Annotated in this window: 21 protein-coding genes; 13 read left to right on the top strand and 8 right to left on the bottom strand. The window is 71.4% G+C overall.

Annotated elements, in window-relative coordinates:
• The first annotated feature begins 60 nt into the window (after nt 1–60).
• Complete coding sequence (locus tag AC07DI_RS33895) at nt 61–1,344, top strand: LmeA family phospholipid-binding protein (RefSeq protein WP_478908457.1); 1,284 nt, start codon at nt 61–63, stop codon at nt 1,342–1,344.
• Between the two features lie 57 nt (nt 1,345–1,401).
• Here the strand turns inward: AC07DI_RS33895 and AC07DI_RS33900 are convergent, their stop codons facing one another.
• The 5 genes from AC07DI_RS33900 to AC07DI_RS33920 all read right to left on the bottom strand — a co-directional run bounded on the left by AC07DI_RS33900 (nt 1,402) and on the right by AC07DI_RS33920 (nt 6,695).
• Nucleotides 1,402–2,829, bottom strand: a complete 1,428-nt coding sequence (locus AC07DI_RS33900; RefSeq protein ID WP_478908458.1) for a HAMP domain-containing sensor histidine kinase — start codon at nt 2,827–2,829, stop codon at nt 1,402–1,404.
• On the bottom strand, nt 2,826–3,560 hold the full coding sequence (locus tag AC07DI_RS33905) for a response regulator transcription factor (protein WP_384261510.1): 735 nt from the start codon (nt 3,558–3,560) through the stop codon (nt 2,826–2,828). Before AC07DI_RS33905 ends, AC07DI_RS33900 begins: the two co-directional genes overlap by 4 nt.
• Before the next feature lie 102 nt (nt 3,561–3,662).
• On the bottom strand, nt 3,663–4,697 hold the full coding sequence (locus tag AC07DI_RS33910) for a S1C family serine protease (protein ID WP_478908459.1): 1,035 nt from the start codon (nt 4,695–4,697) through the stop codon (nt 3,663–3,665).
• A 127-nt stretch (nt 4,698–4,824) separates the two neighbouring features.
• Nucleotides 4,825–5,847 carry a LacI family DNA-binding transcriptional regulator gene (locus AC07DI_RS33915; protein ID WP_384261515.1) on the bottom strand — a complete coding sequence of 341 codons (1,023 nt, stop codon included), beginning with the start codon at nt 5,845–5,847 and terminating at the stop codon, nt 4,825–4,827.
• A 23-nt stretch (nt 5,848–5,870) separates the two neighbouring features.
• Nucleotides 5,871–6,695, bottom strand: coding sequence for a response regulator transcription factor (locus tag AC07DI_RS33920; RefSeq protein ID WP_384261517.1), 825 nt, complete (start codon nt 6,693–6,695; stop codon nt 5,871–5,873).
• A gap of 222 nt (nt 6,696–6,917) precedes the next feature.
• Here AC07DI_RS33920 and AC07DI_RS33925 point away from each other — a divergent pair, with 222 nt between their 5' ends.
• From AC07DI_RS33925 to AC07DI_RS33955, 7 genes are all read left to right on the top strand, one after another.
• Nucleotides 6,918–7,763 carry an alpha/beta hydrolase gene (locus tag AC07DI_RS33925; protein WP_478908460.1) on the top strand — a complete coding sequence of 282 codons (846 nt, stop codon included), beginning with the start codon at nt 6,918–6,920 and terminating at the stop codon, nt 7,761–7,763.
• Nucleotides 7,764–7,775: 12 nt separating this feature from the next.
• Nucleotides 7,776–8,030, top strand: coding sequence for a MoaD/ThiS family protein (locus tag AC07DI_RS33930; RefSeq protein WP_384261522.1), 255 nt, complete (start codon nt 7,776–7,778; stop codon nt 8,028–8,030).
• A gap of 5 nt (nt 8,031–8,035) precedes the next feature.
• Nucleotides 8,036–9,319 (top strand): hypothetical protein, encoded by a 1,284-nt coding sequence (locus tag AC07DI_RS33935; protein ID WP_478908461.1) that lies wholly within the window; start codon nt 8,036–8,038, stop codon nt 9,317–9,319.
• 134 nt (nt 9,320–9,453) lie between these two features.
• Nucleotides 9,454–10,206 (top strand): LmeA family phospholipid-binding protein, encoded by a 753-nt coding sequence (locus AC07DI_RS33940; RefSeq protein ID WP_384261526.1) that lies wholly within the window; start codon nt 9,454–9,456, stop codon nt 10,204–10,206.
• 198 nt (nt 10,207–10,404) lie between these two features.
• Nucleotides 10,405–10,485, top strand: a complete 81-nt coding sequence (locus AC07DI_RS33945) for a putative leader peptide (protein WP_350893136.1) — start codon at nt 10,405–10,407, stop codon at nt 10,483–10,485.
• A gap of 170 nt (nt 10,486–10,655) precedes the next feature.
• Nucleotides 10,656–11,501 carry a sulfurtransferase gene (locus AC07DI_RS33950; protein ID WP_478908462.1) on the top strand — a complete coding sequence of 282 codons (846 nt, stop codon included), beginning with the start codon at nt 10,656–10,658 and terminating at the stop codon, nt 11,499–11,501.
• A 42-nt stretch (nt 11,502–11,543) separates the two neighbouring features.
• Nucleotides 11,544–11,831, top strand: a complete 288-nt coding sequence (locus AC07DI_RS33955) for a DUF1416 domain-containing protein (RefSeq protein ID WP_356266819.1) — start codon at nt 11,544–11,546, stop codon at nt 11,829–11,831.
• 105 nt (nt 11,832–11,936) lie between these two features.
• Here AC07DI_RS33955 and AC07DI_RS33960 read toward each other — a convergent pair whose 3' ends face one another.
• The gene (locus tag AC07DI_RS33960; RefSeq protein WP_384261531.1) at nt 11,937–12,200 is read right to left on the bottom strand and encodes a DUF3099 domain-containing protein; all 264 of its coding nucleotides are present in this window, start codon (nt 12,198–12,200) and stop codon (nt 11,937–11,939) included.
• A 243-nt stretch (nt 12,201–12,443) separates the two neighbouring features.
• Between AC07DI_RS33960 and AC07DI_RS33965 the strand changes: the two genes are divergently transcribed.
• The 3 genes from AC07DI_RS33965 to ygfZ all read left to right on the top strand — a co-directional run bounded on the left by AC07DI_RS33965 (nt 12,444) and on the right by ygfZ (nt 14,539).
• Nucleotides 12,444–13,016 carry a heme-binding beta-barrel domain-containing protein gene (locus AC07DI_RS33965; RefSeq protein WP_384261534.1) on the top strand — a complete coding sequence of 191 codons (573 nt, stop codon included), beginning with the start codon at nt 12,444–12,446 and terminating at the stop codon, nt 13,014–13,016.
• Between the two features lie 88 nt (nt 13,017–13,104).
• Nucleotides 13,105–13,539, top strand: coding sequence for a Fur family transcriptional regulator (locus AC07DI_RS33970; RefSeq protein WP_478908463.1), 435 nt, complete (start codon nt 13,105–13,107; stop codon nt 13,537–13,539).
• Nucleotides 13,540–13,573: 34 nt separating this feature from the next.
• Entirely contained in the window at nt 13,574–14,539 is a 966-nt protein-coding gene (ygfZ, locus tag AC07DI_RS33975) for a CAF17-like 4Fe-4S cluster assembly/insertion protein YgfZ (protein WP_384261291.1), read from the top strand.
• 34 nt (nt 14,540–14,573) lie between these two features.
• Here ygfZ and dtd read toward each other — a convergent pair whose 3' ends face one another.
• The gene (gene dtd / locus AC07DI_RS33980; protein ID WP_384261288.1) at nt 14,574–14,999 is read right to left on the bottom strand and encodes a D-aminoacyl-tRNA deacylase; all 426 of its coding nucleotides are present in this window, start codon (nt 14,997–14,999) and stop codon (nt 14,574–14,576) included.
• A gap of 162 nt (nt 15,000–15,161) precedes the next feature.
• On the opposite strand from dtd, the gene AC07DI_RS33985 reads away from it, so the two are divergent.
• Together AC07DI_RS33985 and AC07DI_RS33990 are read left to right on the top strand one after the other, a co-directional pair.
• Entirely contained in the window at nt 15,162–15,770 is a 609-nt protein-coding gene (locus tag AC07DI_RS33985) for an RsiG family protein (protein WP_478908464.1), read from the top strand.
• A 77-nt stretch (nt 15,771–15,847) separates the two neighbouring features.
• Nucleotides 15,848–17,125, top strand: a complete 1,278-nt coding sequence (locus AC07DI_RS33990; protein WP_478908465.1) for a GNAT family N-acetyltransferase — start codon at nt 15,848–15,850, stop codon at nt 17,123–17,125.
• A gap of 173 nt (nt 17,126–17,298) precedes the next feature.
• Here AC07DI_RS33990 and AC07DI_RS33995 read toward each other — a convergent pair whose 3' ends face one another.
• Nucleotides 17,299–17,484 (bottom strand): hypothetical protein, encoded by a 186-nt coding sequence (locus tag AC07DI_RS33995; RefSeq protein ID WP_384261279.1) that lies wholly within the window; start codon nt 17,482–17,484, stop codon nt 17,299–17,301.
• Nucleotides 17,485–17,489 lie beyond the last annotated feature (5 nt).

Here is a 17,489-nt window from a genome sequence, read left to right on the forward strand (position 1 = left end):
ACCGGGTGTTACCGGGTGTAAGGCTTGGGGTGGGGTGTGAACGTATGGTGAGATCACTTGATGCGTTCCCCCCACCGCATGGCCCCGCGTCCCTCGGATGCCCCGCTCGACGACCGTAACGATCAGCCGGACGACACCGCCGAACTGCCCGCCGCCAAGTACGCCAACCCGTACGACGAGCTGGCCGCGCTCGCGCCGAACCCGCTGGAGGAGTTCCTCCACGACGAGAAGGACGCGAAGGACGCCGAGACCCCCTGGACGCCGCCCAACCACCGCCGCGGCAGCCGGCGCGCCCGTGGCCGCGGTCGGCGCCGCACCCGGTTCGCGGGCCTGCCGCTCGCCGCGAAGGCCCTGGTCGCCGTCCTCGTCGCCACCGCGTTCCTCGCACTCGGCGACCGCTGGGCCCTCCTCTACGCCGAGCACGAGGCCGCGGAGAAGCTCAAGGACCAGATGCACCTGAGCGCGGCACCCGAGGTCGACATCGAGGGGTTTCCCTTCCTCACCCAGGTACTCGACAAGCGCGTGGACAAGGTCAAGGTCACCGTCCCGGACGTCGCCGCCGACCGGATCTCCCTCGCCAAGGTCTCCGCGACCGCCACGGACGTGACCATCGAAGGCGACGGGCCGACCTCGATCACGGGCGCCCGCATCGGCGAGATGAAGGGCGAGGTCCTGCTCTCCTTCGACGACCTCAACCGCGAACTGGGCGCCTCCCAGGTCACGTTCACCGGCCGCGGCCACGACGAGGTGCTCGCCCGCGGCACGCTGCCCGTCGCGGGCCACGACCTGAAGGTCCGCGCCGACGCCCGCATCCAGCGCAACGGCGACCGCGGCGTCTCCACCGACATCGGCGGCATGCGCCTGCAACTCGGCGACCTCGCGACCTACCGTCCTGGCACGCGCGAGACGGAGGGCCTGCACCTGTCGAAGGAGTCCGCCGACCGAGTGGCCGAGGAGACGTCGAAGGCGAAGGCGCTGCTCTCCGTCCCGGCGATCGTCAAGCGCCTCGGCGTCCCGGACGACGTGGTGCGCGGGGCCCTGAAGAGCGACGCCAAACTCAACGAACTCACCGGATCGCCGAAGTTCGTGAACGACGTGATGGGCCTCAACCTCATCGACGTCGCGATGGGCCACCCCGAGCTCCTCAAGAAGCTCGGCCTCGACCCCGCCCTCCTCAAGGGCCTCGCGGGCCTCACCCGCCCCGTCCTCGCCGACCGCCTCACCCTCGCCTTCCAGCTGCCGAAACTGCCGGGCACCGGCACGATGGCGCTCCAGGACGTGAAGGTGGAGAAGGAGGGCATCCGGGTGCGGATAGCGGGGGCCGGGATCGGGATCGGCGACTAGGGTCTGTCTTAGACAGACCGGGGCCTCCCCGGCGGGCCGTGGCGCCGGTCGCGGGATTCAGGAGGCCGTCGCCTCCGAAGGGGGCGGAGTCGGCGCCCCCGGCAGCCGCACCGAAGCCTCCGTGCCGCCCCCGTCCGCCGCCCGCAGCGCCACCTCGCCGCCGCACTGCTGCACCGTGCGCGCCACGATGGACAGGCCGAGGCCCGAGCCCGGCAGGGAGCGTGCACCCGGTGAGCGCCAGAACCGGTCGAAGACGTGCGGCAGTTCGTCCGCGGAAATGCCCGGCCCATGGTCACGCACCCGCAGATGGCCGCGGTCGAGGGTGACCTCCACCGTGCCGCGGGGCGGGCTGAACTTCACCGCGTTGTCCAGGACGTTGACGACGGCCCGCTCCAGGGCGGGCGGTTCCGCGCGTACGTACCAGGGCGCGAGCTCCGCCGTGATCGTCAGCTCGGGGCCGCGCAGCCGGGCCCGCTCGATGGCCGTCCTGGTGATCTCGTGCAGGGCGACCACCTGCACCTTGCCGCCACTGGCCGCGGCGTCGGGCCGGGAGAGCTCCTGGAGGTCGCCGATGAGCGCGGCCAGTTCACTCATCTGCGCGGTGACCGAGGTGAGCAGCGCCTTGCGGTCGTCGGGCGGGATGGCCCGGCCCGTCTCCTCGCTGCGGGCGAGCAGCTCGATGTTGGTCCGCAGCGAGGTGAGCGGCGTACGCAGCTCGTGTCCCGCGTCGGCGATCAGCTGCTGCTGGAGGTCGCGCGAGGAGGCGAGCGCGGCGGCCATGGAGTTGAAGGACTCCGAGAGGCGGGCGATCTCGTCGTCGCCCTCGACGGGGATCCGGAGGGTCAAGTCCTCGGTGCGGGCGACGTGTTCCACGGCTGCGGTGAGCTGGTCGACCGGGCGCAGGCCGGTGCGGGCCGCCCAGAGACCCGCGGCGCCGGCACCGAGTACGCCGACGCCCGCGACGAAGACGAGGACGAGCACGAGGTTGCTCAGCGTGTCGTCGACCTCGCTGAGAGGGCGCGCCGCGGAGACCGCGTACGGGGTGCCCTCCAAGGGGTACGTGAAAACCCGGTACTGGGCGCCGTTGGACGCGGTCCCGTCGTGGAACGCGGTCCGGTCGTTCCGGCGGGCGACCTCGGTGTCCTGGGGCTTCAGCTCGACGCGCTGCTTGCCGAGGACGATGCAGCTGCCGCCGGTCTGGTCCACGACCTGCACGGTCTGCCTGAAGAGGTTCGGCACCTCGTTGTTCTGCGCGAGGATCGTGCGCCGGCACTCGCCGGTGTCGTCGATCATCTGGCGTACCCAGTCGTCGGGCACGCGGTTCTCACTGAGCGCGTCGTCCAGCGAGTCCACCAGCGCCTTGCGTACGACGAACCAGCAGACCACCGCCGCCGCCGCGACCGCGACCGCCACCGCGGTCGCCACGAGCAACGCCAGGCGCGAGCGCAGCGGCAACGCCCGGAACCTCCGGACCAGCCGGTTCACTCCCCGCCCCGCAGCACGTACCCCACGCCCCGCACCGTGTGCACCAGGCGCGGTTCGCCGCCCGCCTCCGTCTTGCGCCGCAGGTACATGACGTACACGTCGAGGGAGTTGGACGACGGCTCGAAGTCGAAGCCCCACACCGCCTTGAGGATCTGCTCACGGGTGAGGACCTGGCGCGGATGCGCGAGGAACATCTCCAGGAGGGTGAACTCGGTGCGGGTCAGCTCCACGGTCCGCTCGCCCCGCGTGACCTCGCGCGTCGCCAGGTCCATCCGCAGATCGGCGAAGGCGAGGATGTCGCCGTCGGCGGCCTGCCCGGCCGGGGCGTACGAACTGCGGCGCAGCAGCGCCCGGATGCGGGCGAAGAGCTCGTCCAGCTCGAAGGGCTTGACCAGGTAGTCATCGGCGCCCGCGTCGAGACCGGTGACGCGGTCGCCGACCGTGTCGCGCGCGGTCAGCATCAGGATCGGCGTCGTCGACCCGGTGGCGCGGAGCCTGCGCGCGGCGGTGAGGCCGTCCATGCGGGGCATCTGGATGTCGAGTACGACCAGGTCGGGGCGGTACGCGGCGGCCTTGTCGAGCGCGTCCGCGCCGTCGACGGCGACCTCCGTGCCGTACCCCTCGAAGGCGAGGCTGCGCCGCAGCGCCTCGCGCACGGCGGGTTCGTCGTCCACGATCAGGATGCGCTGCTGCTCGCGGTCACCGGTGCGGTCGCCTTCGGCGGGGCTCATGGGCTTCGGACTTCCTCGGGTACGGGACGGACTGGGCCGGTATCAGCCTCGCACGCGGGCCAGGGACGTGCGGCGCGCGGCCGGGCGTACGGCTGCGGAGGATCAGGTCGTCGAGCCGGACCGCAGCTTGCCGAGGTCGTCCTTGACCGTGTCGACCGGGATGGCGAAGCCGAGGCCGACACTGCCGGACGCGGTCTCGGCGCTGCTCTGCCCCTGCGACGAACCGGGCGTGTACATCGCGGAGTTGATGCCGATGATGTTGCCGTTCATGTCGATGAGGGCGCCGCCGGAGTTGCCGGGGTTGAGCGACGCGTCGGTCTGGAGCGCCTTGTACGTGGTCTTCGACGAGCCGGTGTCGCCGTTGAACTGCCGCCCGTCGAACTCGAAGGGCCAGCCGTCCCGCGGGTTCTGCTGCGGCTCCTGGCCGTCGCCCGTGGCCACCGTGACGTCGCGGTCGAGCGCGGAGACGATGCCGCTGGTGACGGTGCCGGTCAGGCCCTCGGGCGAGCCGATGGCGACGACCTCGTCGCCGACCTTGACGTTGTCGGAGTTGCCGAGGGTCGCGGGCTTCAGGCCCGCGGCGTTCTTCAGCTGGATGAGCGCGAGGTCCTTCTTGCTGTCGGTGCCGACCGCGTCGGCCGCGTACGTCTTGCCGTCGCTCGTCCGCACCTTGATCGACGAGGCGCCTGCGATGACGTGGTTGTTGGTGACGATCTCGCCGTCGCTCTTGGTGATCACGCCGGAGCCGGTCGACTTGCCCTGCGCGGTCGACGCACTGATCTCGACGATGCTGGGACTGACCGCCTCGGCGACCCCGGCGACGGTGCCCTTCTTGCTCGTCGGCACGACGTTCGTACTGGTGGCGGAGGAGCCGCCGTCCTTGTCGGTGAGCGTCTGCACGGCGTACGCGGTGCCACCGCCCACCGCGGCCGCCGCGATGGCGACGGCGGTGAGCAGGGCCGCGGGACCCTTGACGCGACGGCGCCGCGGGGCGGGCGCCTGCGGGGCCTCCGGCGCGTGAGCGGGCGGGGGCGGGTACGCGCCGTGCGGGTGCGCGCCCTGCGTACCGCCGTGGTGCACAGGCGCTGCCGACTGCTGCTGGGGGTACTCGCCGCTGTGGCGGAAGCTCTCGGTCATGACTATGAGGCTGTCGGGCGTTCATGAGAGCTGCCTGAGTACGTCCTGAGAAGCCCGGCAGAAGTGCGTATGCCCGATATAAAGGCGCGTGCCGTCCCGCGCGGCCCGGTGTTACGCGCAGCCGCTGTTACGCGCAGCCGCAGGACTGCCGTACGACCAGCCGGGACGGGAACAGCTTCAGGCGCTCCCGCCGCGACCCGGCGACCCGCAGGCCGTCGTCAAGGACCAGGTCCACCGCGGCGCGGGCCATCGCGGGCCGGTCCGACGCCACCGTCGTCAGCGGTGGATCCGTGAGGCCCGCCTCCTTGACGTCGTCGAATCCCGCGACGGCCAGCTCGCCCGGCACGTCGAGGCGCAGCTCCCGCGCCGCCCGCAGGATGCCGATGGCCTGGTCGTCCGTGGAGCAGAAGATCGCGGTGGGCCGGTCGGGACGGGCCAGGAGCTCCAGGCCGACCTGGTAGGCGTCGTAGCGGTTGTACGGGGCGTCGAAGAGGCGGCCCTCGACCGACCGTCCGGCCTCCCGCATCGCGCGCCGCCAGCCCTCGACGTGATCGGAGACGGGGTCGCCGACGGTCGGGGTCTCCGCCGTGCCGCCGACACACGCCACGTACTCGTGGCCGTGCTCGAGGAGGTGGCGGGTGGCGAGCTGCGCGCCGCCGACGTCGTCCGTGACGACCGCGACGTCGTCGATGGCCTCGGGCCGCTCGTGCAGCAGGACCACCCGGGCGTCCCACGCGTCGATCTCGGCGGCGGCCTGGTCGGTCAGGCCGTGGCTGACGAGGATGAGTCCGGAGACCCGCATGCCGAGGAAGGCGCGGAGGTAGTGCGTCTCGCGCTCCTCCACGTAGTCGGAGTTGCCGACCAGGACCATCTTTCCGCGCTCGGACGCCGCCTGTTCGACGGCGTGCGTCATCTCCGCGAAGAAGGGCTGACGCGCGTCCGGCACGATCATGCCTATGAGGTCCGTACGCCGGGACGCCATGGCCTGGGCGACCCGGTCGGGCCGGTAGCCCAGCTCCTTGATCGCTGCGAGTACCCGCTCGCGCGTGGCCGGGGCGACCGGCCTGGGTCCGTTGTTGATGACATAGCTGACGACCGCGGTCGAAGTACCCGCAAGTCTTGCCACGTCATCCCGAGTCACCTTGGCCACGCGCGGAGTCTACGCGGATGGAACTACCGCTGGGCAGGGCGTACGGCAGCTTCCTTCGCAGCGGGGTCCTCGGCGGCCTCAGCGGCCTGCGCGGCCGTCGCCGCCGGCCTGCCGCCGCCCCGCCCGGACCGCGCCCCCGCCGCCTTGGCCTTCTCCTCCTCGGCCGCCCGTTCGACCTTCTCCGGTACGACGAACCGGTAGCCGACATTGCGGACGGTGCCGATCAGCGACTCGTGCTCGACGCCGAGCTTCGCCCGGAGGCGTCGCACGTGTACGTCGACCGTGCGCGTACCGCCGAAGTAGTCGTAGCCCCACACCTCCTGGAGCAGCTGGGCGCGGGTGAAGACCCGCCCAGGGTGCTGCGCCAGGTACTTGAGCAGCTCGAACTCCTTGAAGGTCAGGTCGAGGACCCGCCCCTTCAGCTTCGCGCTGTACGTCGCCTCGTCCACGGAGAGGTCGCCGTTGCGGATCTCCATGGGGGAGTCGTCGGTGGTGATCTGCTGGCGGCCCATCGCGAGCCGCAGCCGCGCCTCGACCTCGGCGGGGCCCGCCGTGTCGAGGAGCACGTCGTCGATGCCCCACTCCGCGGTGACCGCCGCGAGACCGCCCTCCGTCACGACGAGGACCAGCGGACAGCCGGGTCCCGTGGAGCGAAGGAGCTGGCAGAGGCTGCGCACCTGCGGCAGATCGCGGCGGCCGTCGACGAGGATGACGTCGGCGCCGGGGGTGTCGACGAGTGCGGGCCCCTCCGCGGGGGCGACGCGCACACTGTGCAGGAGCAGGCCGAGAGCGGGGAGCACCTCCGTCGACGGCTGGAGGGCATTGGTCAGGAGCAGCAGAGAGCTCACCGCCGACCACCTGCCCGGGTCGTCTGACTGTCGTGCACGTTTCGCTCGCCCATAACGTCTGGTTCCTCCTCGGTCCCTGCGAGGACGTTTACGGCACTGCTTCGTACTGAGCTTTCGCTGTCAAGCTTCGTACCCTTTGCGGGCCCGCGCCCGGAGCCCGGAAAGCACGAAAGGACCCGGGGGCTGCGCTGCCCGGATCCTCTGCCAAGGAGAATAGCCCACATGAGTTCCGGTCCGGCAGGTCAAGCGGCGCGATCTTCTGTGCCTCCGCTCACTCACGGTCAGCGTGGCGTTCCCCGCCGCGCAACGCTCCGTACACATGACGGAGTGGCCATCGAGGCCGCCTACGACCCCGGACCCGACCCCTCGGGAGAGACCGCGATCGTCGTCGCGCACGGCTTCACCGGGGATCTCTCGCGCCCCCACGTACGCCGCATCGCGGCCGTCCTCGCCCAGCGTGCGGCCGTGATCACCTTCTCCTTCCGGGGCCACGGCGGCTCCGGCGGGCACTCCACGGTCGGCGACCGCGAGGTGCTCGACCTGGCGGCGGCCGTCGGCTGGGCGCGCTCGCTCGGCCACGCGCGCGTGGTGACCGTGGGTTTCTCGATGGGCGGCTCGGTCGTGCTGCGGCACGCCGCGTTGCACAGGGGGCGCACGGAAGCGCACACCGATGCGGTGGTCGCGGTGAGTGCCCCCGCACGTTGGTACTACCGGGGGACGGCGCCGATGCGGCGGCTGCACTGGGTCGTCACGCGGCCCGCGGGACGCGCGGTCGGCCGCTTCGGCCTGCGGACGAGAATCCACCCGCACGAGTGGGACCCCGTCCCCCTCTCGCCCGTCGAATCCGTCCCGCTCATCGCCCCGACGCCGCTGCTCGTCGTGCACGGCGACCGGGACCCGTACTTTCCGGTCGACCATCCGCGGATGCTCGCGGCGGCTGCCGATGGCGGGGCGGAGCTGTGGCTGGAGGAGGGCATGGGCCACGCGGAGCACGCGGCCACGGATGAGCTCGTCGGGCGGATCGCCTCGTGGGCCACGGCATCATGGACGTCGGCAACCGCCGACTGAAAGGGGAGTCGCATGGTGAACGGCACCATTCGTTACTGGGCCGCTGCCAAGGCGGCCGCGGGCATCGCCGAGGAGCCGTACGCGGCCGGGACACTCGCCGAAGCGCTGGAGACCGCCCGCGAGCGGCACCCCGGCGAACTGGTCCGGGTCCTGCAGCGCTGCTCCTTTCTGGTCGACGGCAACCCCGTCGGCACCCGCGGGCATGAGACCGTACGGCTGGCCGAGGGCGGCACGGTCGAGGTGCTCCCGCCGTTCGCAGGAGGATGAGCACCATGTCCGATCAGCCCTATGAGGGGTACGAGGGGTATGAGGGATACGAGCCGTACGCGCGACAGCCGTATCCGGAGCAGCAGCCCTACCCGGAGCACCAGGGGTACCCGGAGCAGCAGCCCTACCCGGAGCACCAGGGGTACCCGGAGCAGCAGGCGTACCCCCAGCAACAGCAGCAGCCGTACTACGACGAGCAGCACCAGCAGTACGCGCAGCACCAGCACCAGCCCCAGCCCCAGCCGTACGCGCAGCAGCACCAGCAGTACCCCCAGCAGCCTCAGCAGCCTCAGCCCCAAGAGCCCTACACCCAGCAGTGGGAGGGGCAGACCTGGGAGACGCAGGTGCAGCCGCCGGCCGCCGCCGTGGACATGACGGAGACCGCGTACCTGCCGCCGCAGACCCCGAACCACCAGGCACCGCCCGACGCTCACGCTCCCGCACCCGTCGTCCCGGAGCCCGCCGCTCCCGACCCCGGCACCGGCGCCGACGACCCCTCCTACGGCCCCTCCACCACCACCGGCAACCCTCGCGTCACCGACGCCCAGCGGGCCCGCGCCGAAGGGCGGTCGCCGATCATAGAGCCGGGGATGCAGCCCGCCGCGCTGACCGCCCTGCTCGGGCTCCTGCTCGCCGCGGGAGCCGCCGTCGGGCAGTACGCACTGCTCGTGCCGCTGATCCTGCTGCAGGCCGTGACCGCCGCCGGATGGTTCCGGCTCAACGGCATGTGGCCGGCCCGCCAGGGCATCGCGCTCGCCTTCCTCGGCGGGGTCGTCGCGGACGGCGCGCTGCTGGTCACCGGCGAGGAGAACGGTCCTGCCGCGATCCTCGGCACGCTCGGCGTGTGGGTGCTGCTCGTACTGGTGCTCCAGCTGCGCAGCCGCGCGGGCGCCGACGAGCGGATGTACGGGCTGATGGCGACCGTGGTGTCGGCCGCGCTCGCCATCGTCGCGGCCGGCCACCTCGCGGCCGCCTCCGACGCCGTCACCGTGGGCGGCATCGCGGTCGCCGCCGCGATCCTCGCCCGCGCGCTGCCGCTGCCCACCCCCGCCTCCGTGGTCGTCGCGCTGCTCGTGGCGGCCGGTGCCGGGATCGCCGTGGGCGGCGCGACCGACTACGGGAGCAAGGGGGCGCTGCTCGGCCTCGGTGCCGGGGTCTGCGCGCTTGTCGGGCACCGGGCGGCCAGTTACGACTACCCGTCGCGCTTCGTGCACATGACGGCGGGCGTCGCGCTGCCGCTCGCGGCCGCCGCCCCGGCCGTCTACGTGCTCGGCCGCGCCATCGGCTGAGCCCCGGCCGGCCCGCCGGCGCATCGTCACAGCTGATCGACAGGTCCCCCGCCGACCCCTTCGGCTGGGGACCTGTCCTTTAGGCTCGCCGGAACGACAGTCGACGCGGGGGACAAGGTGGGGGAACTCCGGACATGAGCAAGCGAGCCGTACGCATACTTCTGATCGTCGTCGTGGTCCTCGGAGGGCTCTTCGTGGCGGCCGACCGGCTTGCCGTGAACTTCGCCGAGAGCGAGGCGGCGGACAAGATGCGCACCAGCGAGGGGCTGAGCGAGACGCCCGACGTCTCCATCAAGGGCTTCCCCTTCCTCACCCAGGTGATGGGCGGTGAGCTCGACGACGTGGAGGTCGGCATCAAGGACTACGACGCCAAGTCGGGCTCCGACTCCATCCGCATCGCCGACCTGACCGCCCACATGAAGGGCGTGGAGTTCTCCGGCGACTACAGCTCCGCCACCGCCGCGACCGCGTCGGGCACGGCGCGCGTCTCCTACGACGAGCTCCTGAAGGCCAGCAAGGCCGAGCCCGTCGAGCTGCCGCTCGGCGCCACCGGCAAGGTCGTCGGTCTCTCCGACGGCGGCAACGGCAAGATCAAGGTCGAGGTCGAGGTCAGCAAGGGCGGCGCGAAGCTGCCGAAGCCGGTCCACGTGCTCAGCTCGGTCCGCGTCGAGGGCGACGACATCAAGGTGCACGCCGACGAGATCCCGAAGAACCTGGACGTCCTCGGCGTCTCCATTCCGCTCCCCGAGGGCATGGTCCGCAACGTCACCGACTTCGACCAGAAGATCGACGACCTGCCGGCCGGCGTCAAGCTGGAGAAGGTCGAGGCGGCACCGGACGGCGTGGACATGTCGGTGACCGGCACGAACGTGCGGCTGGCGGGCTGACGGCAGACCCCGCCGACCCGACCGCGTCCGAGGTACGAGACGAAGGCGTCCGGCGGTCGGATGTACGGGGGCGGACGCCGGGCCCCGGGCCCTCCCAGGGGGCTTCGATGTTCAACGAATCCCACATGCTGGGTTCACCTGTCTCACTATGCGGAGCGCCGGTGACACGGCGGCCCCTCCGTCCCTACGATCGGACGCATGCACCGACAGGCGGACCTCACGAAGCGGCGGGCAGTGGACCTGTGCCGCGTCGCCGCCATGCTCTGTCGCACCTTCTAGCGAGGGCCTCACCCCCTCGTTTCACCAGGCCTGTCCGACGCCCATCCGGCAGGCCGCCCCCGCGCCGCTCGGTCAGCCACCAGTGCCTCCCCGCACCACCGGTCCGTACCGGCCGCCCCCTGTGCATCGCACCACGCCGCACCGCCGTACCTGCCCCGGAGGAGAAAAGCATGAGCCGCAGCGACGTCCTGGTAGACGCCGACTGGGTCGAGGCCCACATCGAGGACCCCAAGGTCGTCATCGTCGAGGTCGACGAGGACACCTCCGCGTACGACAAGAACCACATCAAGAACGCGATCCGCATCGACTGGACCAAGGACCTCCAGGACCCGGTCCGCCGTGACTTCATCGACCAGGAGGGCTTCGAGAAGCTCCTCTCGGCGAAGGGCATCGCGAACGACTCCACCGTCGTCCTCTACGGCGGCAACAACAACTGGTTCGCGTCGTACGCCTTCTGGTACTTCAAGCTCTACGGCCACCAGGACGTGAAGCTCCTCGACGGCGGCCGCAAGAAGTGGGAGCTCGACTCCCGCGACCTCGTCGACGGCGACCAGGTGCCGCAGCGCCCGGCCACCTCGTACAAGGCCAAGCCCCAGGACACCTCGATCCGTGCCTTCCGCGACGACGTCGTGGCGGCCATCGGCAACCAGAACCTGGTCGACGTGCGCTCGCCCGACGAGTTCAGCGGCAAGCTGCTCGCCCCGGCCCACCTCCCGCAGGAGCAGTCGCAGCGCCCCGGCCACGTGCCGAGCGCCCGCAACATCCCCTGGTCGAAGAACGCCAACGACGACGGCACGTTCAAGTCCGACGACGAGCTCAAGGCCCTCTACGAGAACGAGCAGGTCGACCTCGCCAAGGACACCATCGCCTACTGCCGCATCGGTGAGCGTTCGGCCCTGACCTGGTTCGTCCTGCACGAGCTGCTCGGCCAGACCAACGTCAAGAACTACGACGGCTCCTGGACCGAGTACGGCTCCCTCGTCGGCGTGCCGATCGAGCTCGGCGCCAACAAGTAACCCCGCCCGACCCTCCTTCCCCTCAGCCCTTCAGGAGTACCCATGTGTGGAGCAAAGGCCGGCGGCCCCGACGCTTCGACGATCAAGCCCGGTGAGACGACGATCCAGGGCCAGGTGACCCGCGACGGCGAGCCCGTCACCGGTTACGTGCGCCTGCTCGACTCGACCGGCGAGTTCACCGCCGAGGTCCCGACCTCGGCCACCGGCCAGTTCCGCTTCTACGCCGCCGAGGGCACGTGGACCCTCCGGGCCCTGATCCCCGGCGGCACGGCGGACCGCACGGTCGTCGCGCAGACGGGCGGCCTGGCGGAGGTCGCGATCGCGGTCTGATCGCGGTCCGCATCACACAGCGCGGTCCGCACACCGCGTCGAGAACGGCTGAAGGGCCGCACCCCAGGGGGTTGGACGCCACTGGAACGGGGTGCGGCCCTTCGGCTACCCCTGGCGCCTGCGTTTGCCGTCCAGCTCGTCCCACCACTCGTCGGACTTCCGGTCGCCGCTGGGGTCGTCCCACCAGCGGTCGTCGGGGCCCCGGCGGTTCGCCGTCATCGCGGCCAGGGGCGGGATCACCATCGCCACCACGCACATTCCGACGGCCACGGGGATCGACCAGAGCCGGACGACACCCCAGGCCAGGACGAAGAGACCGATGCAGGTCCCCATCATGGCGAAGTACAGGCGGCGCCTTCGCGCGTACATACACCCAGCGTACGACGCGGGGGACCTCACAGAGAGGGACGGGCGCCGCACGACTACAGTGGGACCCGCTCTGACTACCTGCCCCACCGCTCATCGAGGAGCACCCCGTGCTTGAGGCCTTCTTCTCCGCCCTGCTGGTTCTGGTCTGCGTCGGCGTTCTCGCCTTCATGGGCCTGACCGTGAAGAAGCTGTACCAGGGCCAGCGCTGACCACCGCCACCTCCACAGATCGACTGAGCTTCCCATGATCGAGATTCCGTCCGACCTGAACCCCGACCTCGTCCCCCTCGCCTTCCTCCTCGGCAACTGGGCGGGCGCGGGCGTCACCGACTTCCCCGGCGCCGAGAAGGCGAATTTCGGCCAGGAGGTCTCCTTCACGCATGACGGGCGGGACTTCATCGAGTACCGCTCGTACACCTGGGTGCTCGACGCCGAGGGCAACAAGGTCAAGCCCCTGGAGTCCGAGTCCGGCTTCTGGCGGATCGACAAGGACCGCAAGGTCGAGGTCGTCATGGTCCGCGACGACGGTGTGGTCGAGGTCTGGTACGGCGAGCTGGCCGACAAGAAGCCGCAGATCGACCTGGCCACGGACGCCGTCGCCCGCACCGCCGCCGCAGGCCCCTACACCGGTGGCAAGCGCCTCTACGGCTACGTCAAGGGCGACCTGATGTGGGTCGGCGAGAAGCAGACCCCCGAGGTCCCGCTGCGCCCCTACATGTCGGCGCAGCTGAAGAAGGTCGTCACGCCCGAGGAGGTCGCGGACATGGCACGGAACCTCGGCGACCTCCCCGACGACGGCATCGCCTTCTTCAAGTAGGCCCCGGGGCCTTTCGCATAGTCCCCAGGGCCTTTCGCCCGGAGCGGGCACGGGCTCGCTCCGGGCGAAAGGCCCTAGACTTCACGGTGTGGCGAGTACCGATTCCGACTCCGGCGACTGGAAGAGCGACCTGCGTCAGCGCGGCTACCGGCTGACGCCGCAGCGTCAGCTCGTCCTCGAAGCCGTCGACGCCCTGGAACACGCCACCCCCGACGACATCCTCTGCCAAGTGCGGAAGACCGCGTCGGGGGTCAACATCTCCACGGTCTACCGCACCCTGGAGCTCCTGGAGGAGCTGGGCCTGGTCAGCCACGCCCACCTCGGGCACGGCGCGCCGACGTACCACCTGGCCGACCGCCACCACCACATCCACCTCGTCTGCCGCGACTGCACGGACGTCATCGAGGCCGACACGTCGATCGCCGCCGAGTTCACCGCCAAACTGCGCGACACCTTCGGCTTCGACACCGATCTGAAGCACTTCGCGATCTTCGGGCAGTGCGAGAAGTGCCGCCAGAAATAAAAGCCGCGGCCCACTGGTCGTACTCTTTGTGAACATGAAGAGCCCCCTGTTGTCCCTGCCCGGCGCCGTCCCCGCCGAGGGCGTGGACGAAGGCGTCGCCGCCCACTACGGAGAACTGTTCCGTGAGCAGCGCGCCCTCGCCGACGGCACCGGCTTCGTCGACCTCTCGCACCGCGGCGTACTCACCGTCACCGGCGACGACCGGCTGAGCTGGCTGCACCTGCTGATCACGCAGCACGTCAGCGAGCTGCCGGCCGGCGAGGCCACCGAGGCGCTGATCCTCTCCGCCAACGGCCACATCGAACACGCCCTGTACCTCGTCGACGACGGCGAGACCACGTGGGCGCACGTCGAGCCCGGCACGCAGGAAGCGCTCCTCGCGTACCTGGAGAGCATGAAGTTCTTCTACCGCGTCGAGGTCGCCGACCGCACGGACGAGTTCGCCGTCGTCCACCTGCCCGCCGGTTCCATCGCCGCGGTCCCGGACGGCGTCGCCGTACGCGAGACCGCGCACGGCCGCGACCTGTTCCTGCCCCGCATGGACCTCGCGTCGTACGCCGCCGAGAACGGCCCCGCGGCCGGTCTCCTCGCGTACGAGGCGCTGCGGGTGGAGTCGCACCGGCCGCGCCTCGGCTTCGAGACCGACCACCGCACCATCCCGCACGAGCTGGGCTGGATCGGCACCGCCGTGCACCTGCAGAAGGGCTGCTACCGCGGCCAGGAGACGGTCGCCCGCGTCCACAACCTGGGCAAGCCGCCGCGCCGCCTCGTCTTCCTGCACCTGGACGGCAGCGAGGTGCACCTGCCGACGGCCGGTACGCCGCTGCACCTCGCGAGCGAGGGCGCCGAGGGGCGCAAGCTCGGGTTCATCACGACGGCCGTACGCCACCACGAGCTCGGGCCGATCGCGCTTGGCCTGGTCAAGCGCAACGTCCCGCTGGACGCGAAGCTGGTCGCCGGTGACACGGCCGCCGCGCAGGAGGTCGTGGTCGAGCCCTGACCCCCGCCCCCTGTCTCAGGCGCTCAGGGAGCGGTCACATCTCCAGGAGCACCGTGAACGGGCCGTCGTTCGTCAGGCCCACCCGCATCTGCGCCCCGAAGCGGCCCGTCGCCACCGTCGCCCCCAGGGCGCGCAGCCGTGCGACGACCTCGTCGACCAGGGGCTCGGCCACATCGCCGGGGGCCGCCGCGTTCCACGTGGGGCGGCGGCCCTTACGGGCGTCCCCGTAGAGCGTGAACTGGCTGATGACCAGCAGCGGCGCGTCGATGTCGCTGCACGACCGCTCGTCGGACAGCATGCGCAACGACCAGAGCTTGCGCGCCAGTTGGGCCGCCTTCTCCTCGGTGTCGTCATGGGTGACGCCCACCAGGACGCACAGCCCCTCGCCGTCGATCTCGCCGACCGTCTCGCCGTCCACGACGACGCTCGCGCCGTCGACCCTCTGCACCACTGCTCGCATACGGCCATCATGCCGTGGCGCGTGGGGCGCCCGGGACAGGGTTCCGATCCCCCCATCCGGGGCCCATTCCGGGCACTCGCTCACATAGCGGCCACTGGGAGTGGCACGATGCTTCCACGCGGTGCACCCGCGTCGGCCGGTCGAGGGGACGGGTAGAGCCACATGAGCACACCAAGTACGGGGCAGTCGCCCGGCCGCATCTCTCTGCTGCGTACGCAGGTTCCGCGGCCACCCGCGCAGCGCACGAGCGGCCCGCTCCTGCCCGACGTGCCCGAACACGACCTCACCGCGCTCCGCCTGCCCGAGCTCCGCGAACTGCGCAGGGCGGCACAGCAGGACGAGGCCGACCTCAGCTATGTGCGGCGGCTGCTGCAGGGGCGTATCGACATCCTGCGGGCCGAACTGGCGCGCCGCGGTGACCAGCGGCAGCAGGCGCCCCGCCCGGCGGCCACGGTCGTGAGCCGGCTCCCCGAGATCCTCACGGACGCCCCGGCCCGCCACCGCTCCTCCGCCCGGCACGTCACGCTCGGCACCCCGCACAGCGAGGAGTACCGCCTCCTGGCCACCGAGATGCTCGCCGAGGTCCAGCTCTCCGATCTGGCGGCGCGGACGGACGACGAACTCCACACGGCGATGGGCCGCCTCGTCCGCTACGAACAGCAGGTGTCGCGCCGCAGGCAGCTGTTGCAGCGGACGACGGACGACTGCAGCGGGGAGATCGCGCGCCGGTATCGGGTGGGCGAGGCGCAGGTGGACGACCTGCTGGGCTGAGCGGGGCGGAGATCCGGTGCGGCTGAGCCGGGCGGAAATCCGGTGCGGCCCGGTGGTTCGTTGCCTAGCGTGGCCGTATGAGCGATGTTGATGTGAGAGCGGTCACCGATTCCGAGTTGCCCGAGTGGCTGAGGGCCGTGCACGCCGGGTTCCTGAAACCTTTCGCCACGCTGTCGGACGACACCGTCGCCCATCTGCGGGCGCGCACCGCCCCGGCCCGCACCCTGGGCGCCTACGACGGCGACCGCTGCGTCGGCACCTACCGGTCGTTCCGGCAGGAGGTCACCGCGGTGGGCGGCGCGCCCGTGGTGGCCAACGCGGTCTCGGGGGTGACCGTGGCGCCCACGCACCGCCGCCGGGGCATCCTCAGCCGGATGATGGACGGCGATCTCGCGGAGGCGAAGGAGCGCGGCGATGTCCTGGCCACCCTGAACTCCGCCGAGTACCCGATCTACGGCCGGTTCGGCTTCGGCCCCGCCACCTGGGTCACCGAGTGGACCGTCGACGTGCCGCGCTCCGGCCTCGATCCGCGCTGGTCGGGACCGGACGAGCCCGGCGCCCGCATCGACCTGGTCGGCGGCGACGACATACGCAAGCACGGTCCGGAGCTGTACGAGCGGTTCCGGGCCCTGCGGCACGGCGCGGTCAACCGCGACGAGGAGTGGTGGCTGCGCAACACCGGCCTCCAGGCCAGCCCCGAATTCCCCTGGCAGGAGCCGTTCTACGCCCTCTACCGCGCCCCCTCGGGCCGGGTCGACGGACTGATCGCGTACCGCACGACGACCAACCAGTGGGGGGAGTCCCGGCTGCCGCGGAACACGGCGACGGTGCTCGGCATGACTGCCGTCACGCCCGCCGCCGAGCGCGCCCTGTGGCACTTCGTCTGCGCCATCGACAAGGTCACCGAGGTCGAGACGGGCTGGCTGGCCCCCGACGACCTGCTTCCGCAGCTGCTGCCCAATCCCCGCGCGGCCCGGGTGACCGCTCACGCGGACTGGCTCTGGGTGCGGATCCTGGACGTCGTACGGGCCCTGGAGGCGCGCACGTATGACGTGCCGGGTTCGTTCGTCGTGGAGGTCGTCGACGCGGCCGGGTTCGCCGGTGGGCGCTACCGCCTGGAGGCGGCGCCGGGCGACGGGGCGGGGGTGGGCGGCGCGGCGGTCTGCTCGCCGACCACGGAGGAGCCCGATCTCACGCTCGGCGTGGGGGAGTTGGCCCAGCTCTGGCTCGGGGACGCGTCCGTCATGCGGCTCGTGGCGCTCGGGCAGGTGGTGGAGGAACGGGCGGGCGCGGCCGCGGTGGCCGACGCCGTCTTCCGTACGTCGAGGCGGCCGTGGTGCCCGGACCTCTTCTGAGGGCCTGCCGTTTCGGGGCGGCTGCCCTTTCGTGACGGCTGCCGTTTCGGGACGGGGCGAGCCCCGGCTCCCCCGTAGCCGGGAGCCGGGGCTCTGTCTCGCTACGACTGACCGGACTCCCGGCTCCCCTCCGGATGGGAGCCCGGCCAGCCGGGTACGTGGAGCCGGGCGGTTCAGCCCGACTGGGCGAGGAGCAGGACGAGGAGGCCTGCGCCCACGCCGCTGAGCTTGACGTTCTGGGCCTTGATGCCAATGGTCAGCAGGATGAAGGCGACGATGCCGAGCGGGCCGTACTTCCACTGGATGAGCTGCTCGAATCCGATGGCGAGGGCGGCGACGGCGATGGCGATGAGTGGCATGGCGT

Source organism: Streptomyces sp. NPDC044106, assembly GCF_056433985.1.